This is a genomic window from Paraburkholderia sp. CI3, assembly GCF_050436505.1.
In the GTDB taxonomy this organism is placed as follows: domain Bacteria; phylum Pseudomonadota; class Gammaproteobacteria; order Burkholderiales; family Burkholderiaceae; genus Paraburkholderia; species Paraburkholderia tuberum.
The window spans coordinates 744223-760853 of sequence record NZ_JBNDMI010000004.1 but is presented as its reverse complement, the minus strand read 5'-3'; the positions used below and the strand labels follow the sequence as shown (position 1 = coordinate 760853).

Here is a 16631-nt window from a genome sequence, read left to right as displayed (position 1 = left end):
GCCGTAATGGGCCCGACAGAAGGTTCCGGGAAGCCCATTCGAGCGCTTTCACATAGAATCTTTCGCTTTGCCAACAGTTCTGGCGCGAAGCTCGGGCCTCACTCGTGCTGTCATTCTTGCGTATCATTAAGCGAAAAAAATGCTTGCTGATTTTTTCAGGTAATTTTTATTTATAAATAAATAGACGAGACATTTTTTGGTGAATTTCGAATGAATGTGACGCGCCTTTTATCGGAATTGTATTTAACGCGCTTTTATTGATTCGCGACTTCGTGATAAAACTCGACGCATTCATCCAGCCTCGAGGAGAGTTCACCATGACAGCTCCGGCCCCGGTCACGCCTGCCGGCACCCGTCCCACCCCCGCCCAATCGCCCATGCCCTCAACCGCAACCAGCGTCAAGCTCAAGGTTCATCCCGTGATTCTCGCGGGCGGCTCGGGCACCCGGCTGTGGCCGATGTCGCGCGAGCAGCATCCGAAGCAGCTGATCGGCCTGCTCGGCGAAGAGTCGCTGCTGCAATCGACGACCCGCCGTCTCGATGGGCTCGAAGCCGGTTATCCGCTTGCCGGCCAGCTCGTGGTCGTCGCCAATGAAGAACAGCGCTTCACGACGGCCGAACAATTGCGCACGAGCGCCAAGCCGAGCCGGCTGATACTCGAACCCGCGGGCCGTGACACCGCGCCCGCGTTGACGGTGGCCGCGTTGTCCGTCGCCGCGCAGGATGAAGACGGCATCATGGTCGTGATGCCCGCCGATCACGCGGTCACCGACAGCGCAGGATTTCACGCGGCTCTCGCCGCCGGCGTACAGCATGCGGCCGCTGGCCATATCGTCACCATGGGAATCGTGCCGACGCGTGCCGAAACCGGCTACGGCTATATCCGCATCGGCGCGCCGCTCGGTTCTGACGATGCGCAGACCGCAGCAGCGGCTCGCCCCGTCGCACATCGCCTCGACCGTTTCGTCGAAAAGCCGCATCTGGAACTCGCGCAGCGCTATGTCGAATCACGCGAATACTGGTGGAACAGCGGTATTTTCATCGTGCGCGCATCGACGTGGCTCAAAGCGATCCGCCATTTTCAGCCGGCCATTTACGCAGCATGCGAATCAGCCTTCGCGGGCAGCACGGCGGACGGCGACTTCTTCCGGCTGCAACGCGATGCGTTCAGCGGCTCGCCGTCGAATTCGATCGACTACGCGGTGATGGAAAAGCTCGGCGCCGATCAGAGCATCGCGTCGGGCGTGGTCGTGCCGCTTACGGCCGGCTGGTCCGACGTCGGTTCGTGGGACGCGATCTGGGACATCAGCGAGAAGGACCCCGATCGCAACGTGAGCCGCGGCCGCGTGATGTTCGAAGGCGCGAACTCCACCTTCGCGCATTCCGAAGGACGACTGATTGCCTGCGTCGGCACGCAGGATCTCGTCGTCGTCGAGACCGCCGATGCGATTCTGGTCGCCGACAAGTCACGCGTGCAGGACGTCAAGAAGATCGTCAACCGGATTCGCGAGGATGGCGGGCTCGAAGCGGCCAATCATCGCAAGGTGCATCGGCCGTGGGGCAACTACGATTCCGTCGACAGCGGCGAGCGCTTCCAGGTCAAGCGGATCGTCGTGAAGCCGGGCGCGCGGTTGTCGCTGCAGATGCATCATCACCGCGCGGAGCACTGGATCGTCGTGCGCGGCACCGCGCTCGTCACGCGCGGCGACGAGCGCTTTATCGTGTCCGAAAACGAGTCGGCCTATATTCCGCTCGGCGTTACGCATCGCCTCGAAAACCCGGGCAAGATGCCGCTCGAAATGATCGAGGTGCAGTCGGGTTCGTACCTCGGCGAAGACGATATCGTGCGCTTCGACGATACGTACGGAAGGCAATGAGGCGCGAGCGGTCGCAATGACGAAGCGGGAACCTGCGGCGGCGCAAAGCGGCCGCGGGGACCGCCGGGCTCATCCCACGTATGAGATGAGTTCTTTGTAGGTTGCGGAAAAACGCTCCGCGGTGCCGCTGTCGGTCGTCACCGTGGGCGTGCTTGCCCCGCCCGCGGTCGCGGTGTCCGACGGATAGCGGCGCAGCGGCCCGCGCAATGCATTCAGTGATGGCTTCAGCGGCCCGTGCAACGGCGCGCCGTGATTGCCCGGGTGATTCGCGATGCCATTGACCGATGCCGGTTCCGGCGCATGACGCAGGCCTGACAACGAACGGTCCGCGGACCGCTGCGCAAGGTTCGCCGACGCGGGCGCGGCCGTTGCGTGGACCATCGTCGTGGCCGCCGCGTCGGTCGCGCATTCGCGATCGATCCACTGACGCGCCCACTCGAGCGCGAACTGCTGCGCGTGCTGCGCATCCGCGAAGCGCGGGCCGACGAGGCCAGAGCGCTCGACGCGCTTGCCGTCCCTGATGATCTCCGCCCACCCGCGATACATCGCGTTCGGCACTTCCTCGACCACCACGTAGATCAGATAACCGCGCGAATCGGCGACCTGCATGCCGCGCGGGGCGAGAGCCATCGTCAGCGACGAGCGCGGGTCGTCGACCGCGACGGGCTCGACCGTGCCGGATGCGGCCGGTTCGACGCGCATCTTCGCCGCCATCGCGGACGTCGCGAACGCCGATGTCGCCACCGCGCTCGCCGGCGCAAGCCCCGACAATTGCCGCGTGATGTCGCCGATCGGATCGGCCGTACGCCATTGGCTCAACGCGCTCGCGACGCCGGGCGCCTGCCACGACTCGGGACTCTTCCACGACACGCCGCGCAGATTATTGTCTTCGCGCGGGCTCGGGGTTTGCGCAACCGGTGCCGCAGGTCTGGCCGTAACGGGCGGCGCCGGTTGGGGAATGTATGCGAAGGCACGCCCGCTCTGCGACAGCAGACGGACCATCTCCAGCAGTGTGCCGTTCAGTTGCCACTCTTCGAAGCGGCGGCGGCAGGTGGGACCGGACGGATAGCGACCCGGCAGCTTCGACCACGGCTCGCCGGTGGTCATGATCCACAGCACGGCATTCGTCACGATGCGCGGTTCGGCGCGCGGCCGGCCGCGCCGGTTCAGACGGACGGCCGGCTCGTCGGAGACGAGCGGCGCGAGCAGCGCCCATTCGTCGTTGTTTAGCTCATCGAAAAACATTGGATTTTCTCCACGCGGCCTGGCCTGGCCGCGGCGTTGGGCCTGCCACGGGTTCTCAGCGTTCACGACCCGTGTGCGGCCCTCGGTTGCACAAATTTGTTTGGTCCGTTCGGCTCGCTGGAGCAGCCCGCCCACACGTGGTGCGGCTCTTCCCTATTACGAAGCACAAAACGCGGTCTCACTCGTGCGTGGGAAAATTTGTGCACGAAGCATACCATTCCAATCTTTGCATGAGTACAGTTGAGACAAGTGTTACGGATAGAAACAATCTTGTCGGTTTCGCTGCGTCGATTCTCGTATTGCCGTAACAGAAGCCTCTGCTTATCTGGCATCGGATCTGTCTATTGCACAGCACAATACCGCATGACCGAGCAGAATGGGCTTTAGAAATGTAATTGCCGATCCAGCATGCATTTCTATGCACTTTGATGGTTGATGTGAACATCGGTTTCGAGTGTCGGCGAAAGCACTGCGACGCGCCCGCGCGGTGACATGGAGGCAACGGGAGGCGCACACGCGGCGGCCGCGCAGGCGCGGAGTTCGAGGCGTGACAGAAGCGACGAAGTCGCTTCGAACGACGTTACGGGCGCACTGGTTTCGAAGCATGCTCGCCGACGACCGTGGTCCATTCGCGCACGCGCCAACGCGTGACCAGTCCGGAGAGTACGTACGGATCGGCGGTAGCAAAGGCCTCCGCCACCGCAGGCGACGCGCCGGTGAAGAGCAGCACCGCACCGTCCGTCGGCTCCGCGAGCGCGCCGGCCAGCAGCAGTTCGCCGCGCTCGGCGGCGGCCCATGCGAGTTTCAGATGCGCGTCGCGATGCTCGCCGCGCCGCTCCAGATAGTCGGGTACCAACTCGTACATCAACAGGTAATGCATGGTGAGTCTCCTCGCGAGGTTGAGGGTTGGCAGGGAGCGGCATGCACCGGAGCGCAGTTGAGGATAACGGCGACTACCGAATTTCATGCCTATTTTCTATTCAGTTGCATTCGCAGCAATATGAACATTCTCATTGCCTGTTAACCATAGATCAAAATAGCGGAAACCGTAATTTCGTTTCAATAAGCTTGAAATAATCGCCCCGGGCAATCTCCATTGCATGACAAAATTCGCGCTCTCGTTCATTCGATTGTTTCAAACGCCGCAGCGCCGGTTGCGCCACGCTGCTCAGGGAAAACGAGCGCGGACCGCTGTCAACCGGAATGCATTTTGAGCCGTTCTGGCAGACGGCATTTGCCATAATGGATGCGCCGATGGGCCCATGGATGCCGTCGTCGCCCGCGCGCATGAACGATCAGAAACGTTTTCACCACCGATGGAGTGTCCCATGAAAATCCAATCCGCTATCGCTACGCTGGTGTTGGGCGCGGTACTCGTATCGCCGGCGTTTGCGCAGAACAGCCAGCAAACCAAGATGGCCGACTGCAACAAGCAGGCCGGCGACAAGAAAGGCGACGAGCGCAAGGCGTTCATGCAAACCTGTCTTTCCGCAAAGCCGGCCGCCGCCGCGCCGATGAGCCAGCAGGACAAGATGAAGGTGTGCAACAAGCAGGCGGCCGACAAGAAAGGCGACGACCGCAAGGCCTTCATGAAGACCTGCCTGTCCTCCTCGGCGCCGGCCAACTGAGCGAAAGGCGTAGCCGTCCCCCACGCCGGCGCCCTCCGATCGACGCGGCGCCGGCGCATCGTTGCGCCCACGCGGCGCTCCGATCGAGTCCCCCGCTTCGTCGTCCACCCGCCGCAACGCGTCGTTTTCTTCTATGATGGCTGCGGAGACGGCCCACCCTCACTCATATAGAACCAGACAACTACGCGGGCCGCCATCTTGTCGTTGGTGCTACTGAGCATCGATCGGAGGCAAGGATGGTATCGAAGCACAAAAACCGCTGGTTAAGGCGGTGGTTGCTGGTCATCATATTCTGGGCCGTGCCTGTGGCGATCGTCGCGGTCAACGAGATCCGCGAGGAAATGTCGTACAACGCGGTCGATCTCGACCGCGCGCTCACCACCTGGAATTTCACCCAGGCGCAGCGCGCCGCCGGGGCGCCCGCGCATTGCCATGGCAAGCCCGACGAGGCCAAGGCGGCCGGCTGCCCGGCCGACGTGCTGGCCGCCAACGCGCCGCGCCAGCAGGACGCGATCAACGAATACAGCGTGCGCCGCTCGACGCTATTCGCCTATTTGTGGCACGCGTTTGTCGGCTATTGGATGGTGCCGGCGGCTATGCTGTTCGCGATCGGCGCGATCATCGGCATGGTGCGCCGCGCGCTGCGGCGCCCGCCCGCGGTCAAGAGTCCGGCGAATCACGGGTGAGCGGCGGCCGCGCCGCTTGCACTTCGCCGCAATTTGCCGCGCAGAAACAACATTCTCATTGCCATGTCGATGGGCCGCCGCGCGACGCGAATCGGTAAAAACCGGCGCATCGTGCGGCCACGCCGAAGCGTCCCCACGATCGCCGCGACTCGGGCGCTGTTCGGCGTCGCCCCTCGGATCGTCGCTCGACGCGTGCTTGGAAGTCGCGCGCAAGGCCGGTCAAATTTACTGGGAAGACTTCTTGCGGTCAGGCTCAAACCCTTGTCCCATAAGGCTTTTCGCGTTGTGACGCAACGCGCCTTTTGCACCAGCCTGTGTTATAACTCAAAGGCAACCAGGCGACACCACCACGGTTGCGCCCCGGATCCATGACGGAGAAAAACGATGCAAAGACGACACTTCATGTTGAAGACGACCGCTGCGCTTGCTTTCGGAGGCCTTGCACTCGCCGGGTGCACGACGACGGGCAACACGCCGGACAATGCTCATGTCGACGCCTCGAAACGACAGTCGATCGACGCCAGCGTCGACGGCACGCTGTCCAAGCTGTTCACGACCGTGCCGGGCTCGCGCGAGCTGGTGTCGAAGGCGCGCGGCGTGCTGGTGTTCCCGTCGGTGCTGCAGGCGGGCTTGATCGTCGGCGGCGAGTATGGCGAAGGCGCATTGCGGGTGGGCGGTGCGACGGTCGGCTACTACAGCACCGCGTCGGGCTCGTTCGGCCTGCAGGCGGGTGCGCAGTCGAAGGCGATCATCTTCCTGTTCATGACGCAGGATTCGCTCGATAAATTCCGCAACGCGGACGGCTGGTCGGCCGGCGTCGATGCATCGGTCGCGCTCGTGAAGATCGGCGCGAACGGCGCCGTCGACACGACCACGGCCACCGCGCCGGTGCAGGTTTTCGTGTTGACGAACGCGGGCCTGATGGGCGACATCTCGCTGCAAGGCACGAAGGTCACGCGGCTGAAGATCTGAGCGCGCTCATCGGCGCGCTCCACTGATCACTTGCGCGCATCGCGGCGAAGGCCGCGCGGAGGATCCTGTGCGGGTCGTCGCGCGGTCTTTTTGTTTTGTATGCCGATGCCGACGCTCGGGAACGGAAAAACTCGCGCGCAAAAAAACGGCGCCGCGCATCGCGCACCGCCGTCCTTCGCTTCGACAGGTCCCAACGATCCCGCGTCAACCGCCCGACGAATCGACCACCTTGAACCTCGAGCGCTTCTGTGCGCGAATCACCGACTGATACGCCTCCACATACTGACGCGCCATCCGGTGCGACGTGAAGCGCTCCTCGAAACGCCGCCGCACGCCCGCGCGCGACACCTTGTGCAGCCGGTTCACGGCCGCCACCGCGCCGATCTCGTCCTCGACGATGAACCCGGTCACGCCCTCTTCAAGCACTTCGGGCACCGAGCCGCGGTTGAACGCGATCACCGGCGTGCCGCAAGCCATCGCCTCGATCATCACGAGACCGAACGGCTCCGGCCAGTCGATCGGAAACAGCAGCGCATGTGCGCCCGACAGAAACTCGGCCTTCTGATGATCGGCAATCTCGCCGATGTACTCGACGTACGGCAGGTCGAGCAACGGCCGGATATCGCGCTCGAAGTACTCGCGGTCGGCCGCATCGACCTTGGCGGCGATACGGATCGGCATGCCGCAGCGGCCGGCGATGCGGATCGCCGTATCGACGCGCTTTTCCGGCGAAATCCGGCCGAGAAACGCGAGGTACTTCTGCTCGACCGGTTGCGGCGTATAGAGCTGCGCCGGCAAGCCGTGATAGACCGTGGTGAGCCAGTGCGCCTGCGGCAGCGGATGACGCTGAGCGTTCGAAATGGAGATCACGGGCGCGGTGTTGAACGTGTCGAACACCGGCTGCTGCTCGGGCAGATCGAGCCGGCCGTGCATCGTCGTGACGAACGGCGTGTCCTGCCGCTTGAATACCGAGAACGAGTAGTAGTCGAGGTGGAAATGCAGCACGTCGAACTCTTCGGCCTGGCGGCGCACGAGTTCCATCAACAGCATATGCGGCGCGATGCGGTCGCGAATGCCCGGATCGAGCCGCAGCGCGCGCGGCCACACCGCTTCGAGCTTCGCGCTCGTGACCGAGTCGCCGCTCGCGAACAGCGTCACGTCGTGGCCCTGCTCGACCAGCGCTTCGGTGATGTACGACACGACGCGCTCCGTGCCGCCGTAGAGCTTCGGCGGCACCGATTCGGTCAGCGGGGCGATCTGCGCAATCTTCATATTGTGTCTCCGTGAGCCGGCGGCTGGCGCGCAATCGCGATGCCGTCGGCGACGCCGAGTATGACAGCGGCATGACGTCGGAACAATGCGCGCGGTCCCTAAGCGTCGCATGCATCGTCGTTACCGGGGAATTATTCCCTGGCATCGGTCGAAAAGCCGCAGGTCTTGCAATTGCTCCGTGCTGTTACAAGTGGCTTACATCCGGTGACACGCGGCCACGCGCCGGGTTTGCGCGGGCTTTGGGCCGTCGCCGCGCCGTCATTGGTGGCCGCCGCCCTCGCCCGACCCGCGCACGGGCATGCTGCGCAAATCCCTGAGGAAGCTGTCGCGCCACACTCCGAGATCGTTCTTACGCAGCGCGGCCATGTTGATCTCGTGACGCCGCTGGCGCGCGTCGAGCGGCATTTGCAGCGCACGTTGCAAGGCCTCGCACATGCCGATCGCATCGTGCGGATTGACGAGCAGCGCGCCAGAGAGCTCGGCGGCCGCGCCCGCGAAAATCGACAGCACGAGCACGCCGGGATCGTCGGGATTCTGCGCGGCCACGTACTCCTTCGCGACGAGGTTCATGCCGTCGTGCAGCGGCGTGACGAAGCCGATCTGCGACTCCCGAAACAGCGACATCAGCTTCCAGCGGTCGTACTGCTGGTTCAGATAGCGGATCGGCGTGTAGTCGAGCCCCGAGTAGCGGCCGTTGATGCGCCCTGCCTCGTATTCGAGATCCTGGCGGATCTTCTGATAGGTCGCGACGTCCGAGCGCGTAGGCGGCGCGATCTGCACGAGCGTGACGTTGCCGCGCCATTCGGGCGAGCGTTCGAGCAGCAACTCGAACGCGCGAAAGCGCTCGACCAGTCCCTTCGAATAGTCGAGCCGGTCGACGCTCATGACCAGCTTGCGCCCCTCGAGGCTTTGCTTCAGCTCGAGCACGTGCTGGCGGCTTTCGTAGCGCTTGGCCTGCTCGGCGATTTCGTCGGGGAACACGCCGATCCGGTAGACGCCGGTGCGCAGCTTGCGCCCGAACGCCTCGACGACGCCTTCCGCGCTCACCGTGCCGCGCGCGTGACGCGTCACGTAGTCGTGGAATGCCTGCTGGTCGGTGGCGGTCTGGAAGCCGAGCAGGTCGTAGCACGACATCGACTTCACCAGTTCCTCGTGCGGCGGAATGTTGAGCAGGATCTGCGGCGCGGGAAACGGAATATGCAGGAAGAAACCGATGCGGTTCGTCACGCCCTCGCTGCGCAGCGCCTCGGCAAACGGGATCAGATGGTAGTCGTGAATCCAGATGATGTCGTCGGGTTCGAGCAGCTTGACCAGCTTGTGAGCGAGCCATGCGTTGACGCGCCGGTAGCCCGCGTACTCCTCGCGCTCGTAGCGCGCGAGGTCGTTGCGGTAGTGGAATACCGGCCACAGCGTCGCGTTCGAGAAGCCGCGGTAGTACTGGTCGTAGTCCTTGCGCGTGAGGCCGACGGTTGCGAAGGTCACCGCGCCGTCCTGCTCGAGCATCGGCCCCGCGTTGGCGACCGTTTCGCTGACTACGTCGCCGCTCCAGCCGAACCAGACGCCGCCTGCATCCTTCAGCGCGCCGAATACGCCGACCGCGAGTCCGCCCGCCGATCCCTTGGTCTCCGTCGGCGTCGCGACGCGATTCGACACGACGATCAATCGGCCCATAGTGCATGTCCTCCGTCATTCTTGCGATGCGCCGCGACGCCTGAGCAGGTGTGGCGCGCCCGTGAGCAGCAATCGGCGTGCCCACGCATCGCCGGGCTTGCCGAGGGCGGTCGCCACGGGCGATTCGCAATCCGCAACGCCCGGCTAAGCCTGCTCCTTCGCCTTCTGCGCGACCTCGCCCGCGCCAGTGCGGCCGATGCGGCTCGCCACCGGATCGGCTTCGGTATGCGCGGCGGTGCTGCCGGCTGGCGCCTGCCGGCTGCGCGGCAGCCAGTCGCTCGGGCCAGCGCCGCTCGTCTCCAGCTCCGCCGACACCTCGGCACGCGCCCGCGGCAGGTATTCCGGGTAATGCCGATGAACGAAATCGAGCAGCCCTTCGCGCACGCGGCAGCGCAGATCCCACGCAAGGCCGGAATCGGGCGCGCTGACGAGCGCGCGCAACTGCATCGCGCGCTCGGTGCAGTCCGTCACCTGCAGCACCTGCACGCGACGGTCCCACTCGGGCGCGTTCTCGACGATGCGCGCAAGCTCCTCGCGCAGCGGCGCGAGCGGCATCCGGTAATCGACGAACAGGAACACGGTGCCGATGATCTGCGAGCTGCTGCGGGTCCAGTTCGAGAACGGATTTTCGATAAACCATTGCAGCGGCACGATCAGACGGCGCTGGTCCCACAGCCGCACCGACACGTACGTGCCGGTGATTTCCTCGATGCGCCCCCACTCGTTCTGGATCACGACGACGTCGTCGAGGCGGATCGGTTGCGACAGCGCGATCTGCAAACCGGCGATCAGGTTGCCGAGCACCGGCCGCGCCGCGATACCGGCGACCAGACCGGCGACACCCGCCGACGCCAGCAGGCTCGCGCCGATCTGCCGCACGTTGGGCAAGGTCATCAGCGCACCGCCGACACCGATGATCACGATCACGATCATCACCGAGCGCGCGAGCACGCGCGCCTGCGTATGGATGCGGCGCGCCTGCAGGTTATCGGAGGAATCGAGCGGATGGGCGCGGATGATCGCTTCGCCGATCGCCGCGGCCGAGCGCACCGACAGCCACGTCAGCGCGGCGATCAGCGCGATGCCGGTGATGTCGCGCACCGGTTCGATGAAGTTGAGGGTGTCGGGTGCCTCGGACCAGACCCACGCGAACACGAGGATCACGAGGGCGAACAGCGACGGCTTGTCGATGTAGCGCAGCACGACGCTCGTCAGCGCGTGCGGCCGCGCGAGACGCTTCACGATGCGCGCGCCGAAGCGGTGAATGCCGCTCGCCACGATCGCCACGATGGCCGTCACGATCAGCGTGCCGAGCCACGTATGCAGCGGCGCGGCCGCCACGCGGTAGAAGTCGTCGATAGTAGGCATAACGGGCATCTTCCTCCGGACTCGATGAGCGGCGGCGCGCCTGGGCGACTACTGACATCCGGGGCGCACGACCGCGCCTGGGCGTTACAACGGGTTCCTCGATGCGCGGCGCTTATCGATCAGCCGCCGCTCTTGCAGGGAAACGCCTTGCCGAGACCCAGCGAAATCGCCGTGCTCGCGTTGTAGCCCGCGGCGTTCGGGTTCTCGGCGATGTACTTGCGCACTGCGTCGGTCAACTGCGCCGAGCGCGCATCCGGCGGCAGGCAGAAGTACTGGCCGACGCGCGGACCGGTGGTGCCGCCGATCGCGTCGATCGTGTTGAAGATGCCGTCGGCCGCGCCTTCGATGTAGGCCGCGCAGGCGCTACGCGAAGCCACGTCCGTCTTGGTGCACAGCTTGTTGAGGTCGCCTCCCGTAAACGCGGCTGCCGAAAGCGGCAAGGCAAGCGCGCCGGCGAAAATCAAAGCCCGCAGCATGGTGTTCCTTTCCAGGGTTGTTTATTCACGCGGTCTTTCTGCCGCGTCCGGACGGCGCGCTACGCGGCGCGCCGAAGTCGTCATTCTGCACTGTTTTACGCGGTGGCAGCAGGCCGGCAGCCGCGCGGCTCGGACAAAACGGCTGCAAAGCGGCACGGCATGGCGAGGCGCCTGACGCTTCGCGGGCGCACCGCGCCGCCTGCCGACAAAACGTCATTGCTTCGGCTGCTGCGTCTGCTGCATGCGCGCCGTGAGCCCTTCGACGACGTCCGGCTCCTTGTAGGTCTTGGCGAAATCGAGCGCGGTCATGCCGATCTGGTTTTTCACCGACAGGTCCGCCCCGTTGTCGAGCAGCAGCTTGACGGTGGAAACGTGGCCGCCGCGCGCGGCCATCATCAGCGGCGTGGTGCCGTTCGGCGAGCCCGCGTCGACGTAGGCCGAGTGGTCGAGCAGCACCTTGACGATGTCGTCGTGGCCGTTCGCGGCCGCGTAGTGCAGCGGCGCCCAGCCCTTCTTGTTGACCTCGGCGTCCTTCGCGATCAGCAGATTCACGAAGTTCAGATCGCCGACCAGCGACGCCATCATCAGCGCGTTTTCGCCGGCCTTGTCCTGAATCTCGATATCGGTCTTTGGATTCGCAAGCAACGCGGCCGCGACCTTGTCGGATTTCTCGCGCGCGGCGATCACGAGCAGCGGGATGCCCTGATTGTCGACGCTGTTCGGGTCCATGCCCTTCGCGAGCAGCTTGTTGACGCCGTCGACGTCGTCGAACTTGACCGACTTGATCAGCGAGTCGATGGGCGCCGCATGCGCGGGCACCGCGACGAGCGCCGCGCACGCGAGCGCGGCGGCGCACGCGAGACGGCGCGCCGGCGCGAGAGCCCGGGCGGCCGACCCGGCGGACAGCGGTTGGAAATCAGCGGACGGCGTCGAAATATTTTTCATATGGTACTTTAGGAAATCTTCCTATCCCTTTGATGTTACGCGGCTTTTTGGCTCAAATTCCGGCCGGCGCGGCGAGTCCGAACAGTCTGAAGAAGTTTTGCGTGGTGGCGGCGGCCAGCGCCTCGTCCGGCATCTCGCGTTGCTGCGCGATGAAGCGTCCGACATAACTGACGTACGCAGGTTCATTCGGTTTGCCGCGATACGGCACCGGCGCCAGGTACGGCGAGTCGGTTTCGATCAGCAGACGGTCGAGCGGCACGCGGCGCGCAACGTCCTGCACATCGGTCGCGCTCTTGAACGTGACGATGCCCGACAGCGAAATGTAAAAATTCTGCGCGAGCGCCTGCTCGGCGATGGCCCACGGTTCGGTGAAGCAATGCATGACGCCGCCCGGCACGCCGGCGCGCTCCTCGGCCATGATGCGCAACGTATCTTCCGACGACGAGCGGGTGTGGATGATCAGCGGCTTGCTGGTCGCGTGCGCGGCGCGGATGTGCGTGCGAAAGCGCTCGCGCTGCCACTCCATGTCGTCGATCGAGCGGCCTTCGAGGCGGTAGTAATCGAGCCCGGTTTCGCCGATCGCGACGACCTTCGGGTGCCCGGCCAGTTCAACCAGCTCGGCTACGCTCGGCTCGCGCATGTGCTCGTGATCGGGATGCACGCCGACCGACGCGTACACGTTGTCATAGCGGCTGGCGATGTCCAGCACCGACGGCAGCGTTTCAAGATCCACCGACACGCACAACGCGTGCGAGACCGAATGGCTGCGCATGTTTTCGAGCACTTGCGGTAGACGGTCCGCGAGTCCTTCGAAGTTGATGTGGCAGTGTGAATCGACAAACATGGTCAGGTCCTGCGAAAAAGGGGCTTGCGGCTGGGCGATGGCGTGGTCGGGGCCGCTTGGGACAGCTCAGGTGGCGCTGCTTACGCAGCGTGCTCAACCGGCGTGCGCAAGACGCTTGCCAAGAATCACCAGGTCGCGCTCGACGCCATCCAGCACCGCGACGCGCGGTAGCGTGCCCCATGCATCGAAGCCGAAGCCGCGGAACAGCCGCACGCTCGCTTCATTGTGACCGAACACGAAGCCGAGCACCGTATCGATGCCAAGACCCGGTGCCGCGTCGAGCGACGCCGCCAGCAGTTGCTTGCCGAGTCCCTCGCCGCGCGCGCTTTCGTCGAGATAGATGCTGACTTCGGCGGTGCGCTGATAAGCCGGCCGGCCATAAAAATCGGAAAAGCTGAGCCACGCGATCACGCGGCCCGCCTGCTTCGGATCTTCGACCACCCACAGCGGCCGCTTCTGCGGGCTGTGCGCATGAAACCACCCATGCCGGCTCTCGACGCTGACCGGCTCGAGGTCCGCGGTGACCTGGCGCGACGGGATCGTCGAATTGTAGATGGCGACGATCGCGGGCAAATCGTCGAGCGTGGCGTCGCGGTAGGAAAGGCTCATGGCGGTTGGCTTGAATGAAAAAAGACGGAAGGCTGTCCGGCTGCGGGCTCACGCAAACAGCGCGCGATAGCCGATGAACAGTTCCTCGAACACGAGCCGCGCGTTCAACGGATGGTTCTCGACCGCGCGCTGGCGCGTGACGGTGCGCAGAAAACGCGCGAATGCATTGGCGTCGGCCTGGGTGGCGCAGCGGGTGAGCGCGGCCGACGCCTGCGGGAAATAGCGCGGCGCGCCGGCGGTGCGCTGCGCGAGCAGATCGTACATCCAGCGCTGCAGCCAGCCGAGCACGAGCGGCACAGGGAGCTTCTGCAGCGCCTCGCCACACGCGAATGCGTCGCACCCGGCGCCGGCCGCGAGCTGCTTGAGCGTCCAGTCGCGCAGCGGACGGTTTTCGTCGCTGGCGAGCGCGAGCGCGGCGAGCGGCGCGCCACCCGCTTCGGCGAGCAGCGCGCGGGCGTCGTCGACGCCTTGCGCGGCAAGCCACTGCGCGGCGGTGTCCGGCGCGGGCACGCTCATCGGCCACTGACGGCAGCGGCTAATGATGGTCGGCAGCAAACGGTCGAGGCGCGCCGACACCATCAGGAACACGACGCCCGCGGGCGGCTCTTCCAGCGTCTTCAGCAACGCGTTGGCGGCCGCGACGTTGAGCGCCTCGGCCGGATACAGCACGACGACGCGCGCGCCGCCGCGATGCGAACCGATGCCGACGAAGTCGAGCAGACCGCGGATCTGTTCGATCTTGATTTCCTTGCTCGGCGTGCGGGTCTTCTTGCCTTCGTCGCCATCGGCTTTTTCGGCCTTGTCGTCGGCGCCGTTCGCGGCGTTCGCGAGGCCGGCTTCGGCGGCGAGTGCCTCCGGCACGACGATGCGGTAGTCGGGATGATTGCCGTGCGCGAACCAGTTGCAGGCCACGCACGCGCCGCACGGCTCGCCGTTCGGTTGCGGCGCCTCGCACAGCAGACCCTGCGCGAGGTGCTGCGCGAAACGCAGCTTGCCGATGCCCGCCTGGCCGTGCAGCAACAATGCGTGCGGCCAGTGGCCGTGCAGCTGCTGCAGGCGATTCCAGTCATCGGCTTGCCACGGATAGATCATCGTTTGTCTTTTTGAATCAATCGGTTGTAGGCGCTACTTCAGGTGTCGAGTGAACTTCGCACGAGATTATAAGAAGTGGTTATATCTATTTTGAATCAGAGGGTTGCAATCAACTCCTCAAGCTGCCTCTGAATCTGAACGATGCTCTGCGAAGAGTCGATGATAGCGAATCGGTATGGCGCTTCTTCGGCGCGGCGCACGTATTCGGCGCGCGTGCGCTCGAAAAACGCCGCCGACTCGCTCTCGAAACGATCCGGATTGCGCGCCGCGCTGCGCCGCTCGTTGGCGACGGCGGGCGGCAAATCGAACAGCACGGTCAAATCCGGCTGGAAACCGCCCTGCACCCAGCGCTCGAGCGTCTCCAGCTTGTCGCGCGGCAAGCCGCGGCCGCCGCCCTGGTAGGCGAAAGTGGCATCGGTAAAACGGTCGGACAGCACCCAATCGCCGCGCGCGAGCGCCGGCTCGATCACCTCGGCCAGATGCTGACGGCGCAGCGCGAACATCAACAGCGCCTCGGTTTCGAGATCCATCTTCTGATGCAGCACGATATCGCGGATCTGCTCACCGAGCGGCGTGCCGCCCGGCTCGCGTGTCATCACGACCGAGCGGCCGCTCGGCGCGAGCTTCGCCTCGAGCCGTTCGCGGAACCAGCCCAGATGGGTGGTCTTGCCCGCGCCGTCGATGCCTTCAAACGTAATGAATTTGCCGCGCGCCATCATTGCCCTCGAATGTATTTGTCCACGGCCTTGTTGTGTTCGCCGAGGGTGTCAGAAAAGATGCTGCTGCCGTCGCCGCGCGACACGAAGTACAGCGCGTTGCTTTGCGCCGGGTTCATCGCCGCCTGCAGCGACGCGACGCTCGGCAGCGAGATCGGCGTCGGCGGTAGGCCCATCCGCGTGTAGGTATTGTATGGAGTGTCGGTCTGCAGGTCTTTCTTCCTGATGTGGCCGGCGTAGCTGTCGCCCATTCCGTAGATCACGGTCGGGTCGGTCTGTAGCGGCATGCCGGCGCGCAGACGGTTGGCGAACACCGCGGCGACGAGCGCCCGGTCGGACGCCTTGCCGGTTTCCTTTTCCACGATCGACGCCATCGTCAGCGCGTCGTACGGGGACTTGTACGGCAGGTTCGGCGCGCGCGAGAGCCACGCCTCGTCGAGACGCACGCGCATCAGACGGTACGCGCGGCGATAGATGTCGAGGTCGCTCGTGCCTTTGTCGAACAGGTAGGTATCCGGGAAAAACAGCCCTTCGCCGTTGCCGATCGACGCCTCGGGCGCGCCGATTGCGCTCATCAGATCGGCGTCGCTCATGCCGAGCGTGTCGTGCTTCAGCGCGGGATTGGCGTCGAGTTCAGCGCGCATATGTTTGAAGGTCCAGCCTTCGATGACCGTCGCCACATATTCGTTGACGTCGCCGCGCGCGATTTTCTGCAGCACCTCGTAGGGCGTGATGCCGCTCTTGAACTCGTAATTGCCGGACTTCAGCTCGCTTTGCAGCCCGAGCAAACGCGTCATCGCGATGAACAGCTCGGGTTCGACCGGCACGCCGCCGCGATTGAGCTGCAGCGCGACGCTGCGCAGGCTGCTGTGCGGCTTGACGGTGACGTCGAGTTGCGCCGGGGTCAATTCGAGCGGGCGGGTGGCCCAGTAGTATCCAGCGGCGATGGCCGCCGCGGCCAGCACAACGACGAGCGCGCCGGCGACGAAACATTTCTTCAGAAGGGACACGACAGGAAAGAATTAGCGTTTAGATGGCAACGAACTGATTTTTAACGGGAAAGTCTTGCGTCGGTCAACATTGAGACTGTGCCGTTTTGCAGCCCTTTCGGCCTTTTGCGACCTGTATTGTATAGATGCGGGCACCAGATGGTCACGGCCGGAAAAAACAATATGAAATCCGCTGGCGTCGGTCTGATGCTACTCGAGTCGTACGCTGTCACAACATAGG

At 64.5% G+C, this 16631-nt stretch carries 17 protein-coding genes; 4 read left to right on the top strand and 13 right to left on the bottom strand.

Features of this window, described 5'->3' with window-relative positions; translation table 11 throughout:
* Positions 1–317: 317 nt before the first annotated feature.
* A complete protein-coding gene (locus OKW29_RS25010; RefSeq protein ID WP_429292989.1) occupies positions 318–1877 on the top strand; it encodes a mannose-1-phosphate guanylyltransferase/mannose-6-phosphate isomerase in 1560 nt (519 codons plus the stop codon).
* A 69-nt stretch (positions 1878–1946) separates the two neighbouring features.
* On the opposite strand, the gene OKW29_RS25005 is transcribed toward OKW29_RS25010, so the two are convergent.
* From OKW29_RS25005 to OKW29_RS24995, 3 genes are all read right to left on the bottom strand, one after another.
* The gene (locus OKW29_RS25005; RefSeq protein WP_429292988.1) at positions 1947–3122 is read right to left on the bottom strand and encodes a transposase; all 1176 of its coding nucleotides are present in this window, start codon (positions 3120–3122) and stop codon (positions 1947–1949) included.
* Between the two features lie 580 nt (positions 3123–3702).
* Entirely contained in the window at positions 3703–4002 is a 300-nt protein-coding gene (locus tag OKW29_RS25000; protein WP_018418036.1) for a YciI-like protein, read from the bottom strand.
* A 151-nt stretch (positions 4003–4153) separates the two neighbouring features.
* Positions 4154–4411 carry a hypothetical protein gene (locus OKW29_RS24995; RefSeq protein WP_429292987.1) on the bottom strand — a complete coding sequence of 86 codons (258 nt, stop codon included), beginning with the start codon at positions 4409–4411 and terminating at the stop codon, positions 4154–4156.
* 39 nt (positions 4412–4450) lie between these two features.
* On the opposite strand from OKW29_RS24995, the gene OKW29_RS24990 reads away from it, so the two are divergent.
* The 3 genes from OKW29_RS24990 to OKW29_RS24980 all read left to right on the top strand — a co-directional run bounded on the left by OKW29_RS24990 (position 4451) and on the right by OKW29_RS24980 (position 6408).
* Positions 4451–4750 (top strand): PsiF family protein, encoded by a 300-nt coding sequence (locus tag OKW29_RS24990; RefSeq protein ID WP_429292986.1) that lies wholly within the window; start codon positions 4451–4453, stop codon positions 4748–4750.
* A gap of 236 nt (positions 4751–4986) precedes the next feature.
* Entirely contained in the window at positions 4987–5436 is a 450-nt protein-coding gene (locus OKW29_RS24985) for a hypothetical protein (protein ID WP_090804804.1), read from the top strand.
* A 384-nt stretch (positions 5437–5820) separates the two neighbouring features.
* Complete coding sequence (locus OKW29_RS24980; protein ID WP_429292985.1) at positions 5821–6408, top strand: BPSL1445 family SYLF domain-containing lipoprotein; 588 nt, start codon at positions 5821–5823, stop codon at positions 6406–6408.
* 204 nt (positions 6409–6612) lie between these two features.
* Here OKW29_RS24980 and OKW29_RS24975 read toward each other — a convergent pair whose 3' ends face one another.
* From OKW29_RS24975 to mltG, 10 genes are all read right to left on the bottom strand, one after another.
* Positions 6613–7680, bottom strand: coding sequence for a glycosyltransferase family 4 protein (locus tag OKW29_RS24975; RefSeq protein WP_187628252.1), 1068 nt, complete (start codon positions 7678–7680; stop codon positions 6613–6615).
* 258 nt (positions 7681–7938) lie between these two features.
* Positions 7939–9351, bottom strand: coding sequence for an alpha,alpha-trehalose-phosphate synthase (UDP-forming) (gene otsA, locus OKW29_RS24970; protein WP_184033549.1), 1413 nt, complete (start codon positions 9349–9351; stop codon positions 7939–7941).
* Positions 9352–9495: 144 nt separating this feature from the next.
* The gene (locus OKW29_RS24965; RefSeq protein ID WP_429292984.1) at positions 9496–10719 is read right to left on the bottom strand and encodes a mechanosensitive ion channel family protein; all 1224 of its coding nucleotides are present in this window, start codon (positions 10717–10719) and stop codon (positions 9496–9498) included.
* A 119-nt stretch (positions 10720–10838) separates the two neighbouring features.
* Positions 10839–11195 carry a Rap1a/Tai family immunity protein gene (locus tag OKW29_RS24960; RefSeq protein WP_090804794.1) on the bottom strand — a complete coding sequence of 119 codons (357 nt, stop codon included), beginning with the start codon at positions 11193–11195 and terminating at the stop codon, positions 10839–10841.
* Between the two features lie 213 nt (positions 11196–11408).
* Positions 11409–12140: an ankyrin repeat domain-containing protein gene (locus tag OKW29_RS24955; RefSeq protein WP_429292983.1), complete on the bottom strand. Its 732-nt coding sequence runs from the start codon at positions 12138–12140 to the stop codon at positions 11409–11411.
* 52 nt (positions 12141–12192) lie between these two features.
* Positions 12193–12984, bottom strand: a complete 792-nt coding sequence (locus OKW29_RS24950; RefSeq protein WP_429292982.1) for a TatD family hydrolase — start codon at positions 12982–12984, stop codon at positions 12193–12195.
* 93 nt (positions 12985–13077) lie between these two features.
* Positions 13078–13593, bottom strand: a complete 516-nt coding sequence (locus OKW29_RS24945) for an N-acetyltransferase family protein (RefSeq protein ID WP_429292981.1) — start codon at positions 13591–13593, stop codon at positions 13078–13080.
* Between the two features lie 48 nt (positions 13594–13641).
* A complete protein-coding gene (locus OKW29_RS24940) occupies positions 13642–14685 on the bottom strand; it encodes a DNA polymerase III subunit delta' (RefSeq protein WP_429292980.1) in 1044 nt (347 codons plus the stop codon).
* Between the two features lie 95 nt (positions 14686–14780).
* A complete protein-coding gene (gene tmk, locus OKW29_RS24935; RefSeq protein WP_184063526.1) occupies positions 14781–15401 on the bottom strand; it encodes a dTMP kinase in 621 nt (206 codons plus the stop codon).
* On the bottom strand, positions 15401–16411 hold the full coding sequence (gene mltG / locus OKW29_RS24930) for an endolytic transglycosylase MltG (protein ID WP_184063529.1): 1011 nt from the start codon (positions 16409–16411) through the stop codon (positions 15401–15403). The genes tmk and mltG overlap by 1 nt, the downstream gene beginning before the upstream one ends.
* Positions 16412–16631: the final 220 nt, after the last annotated feature.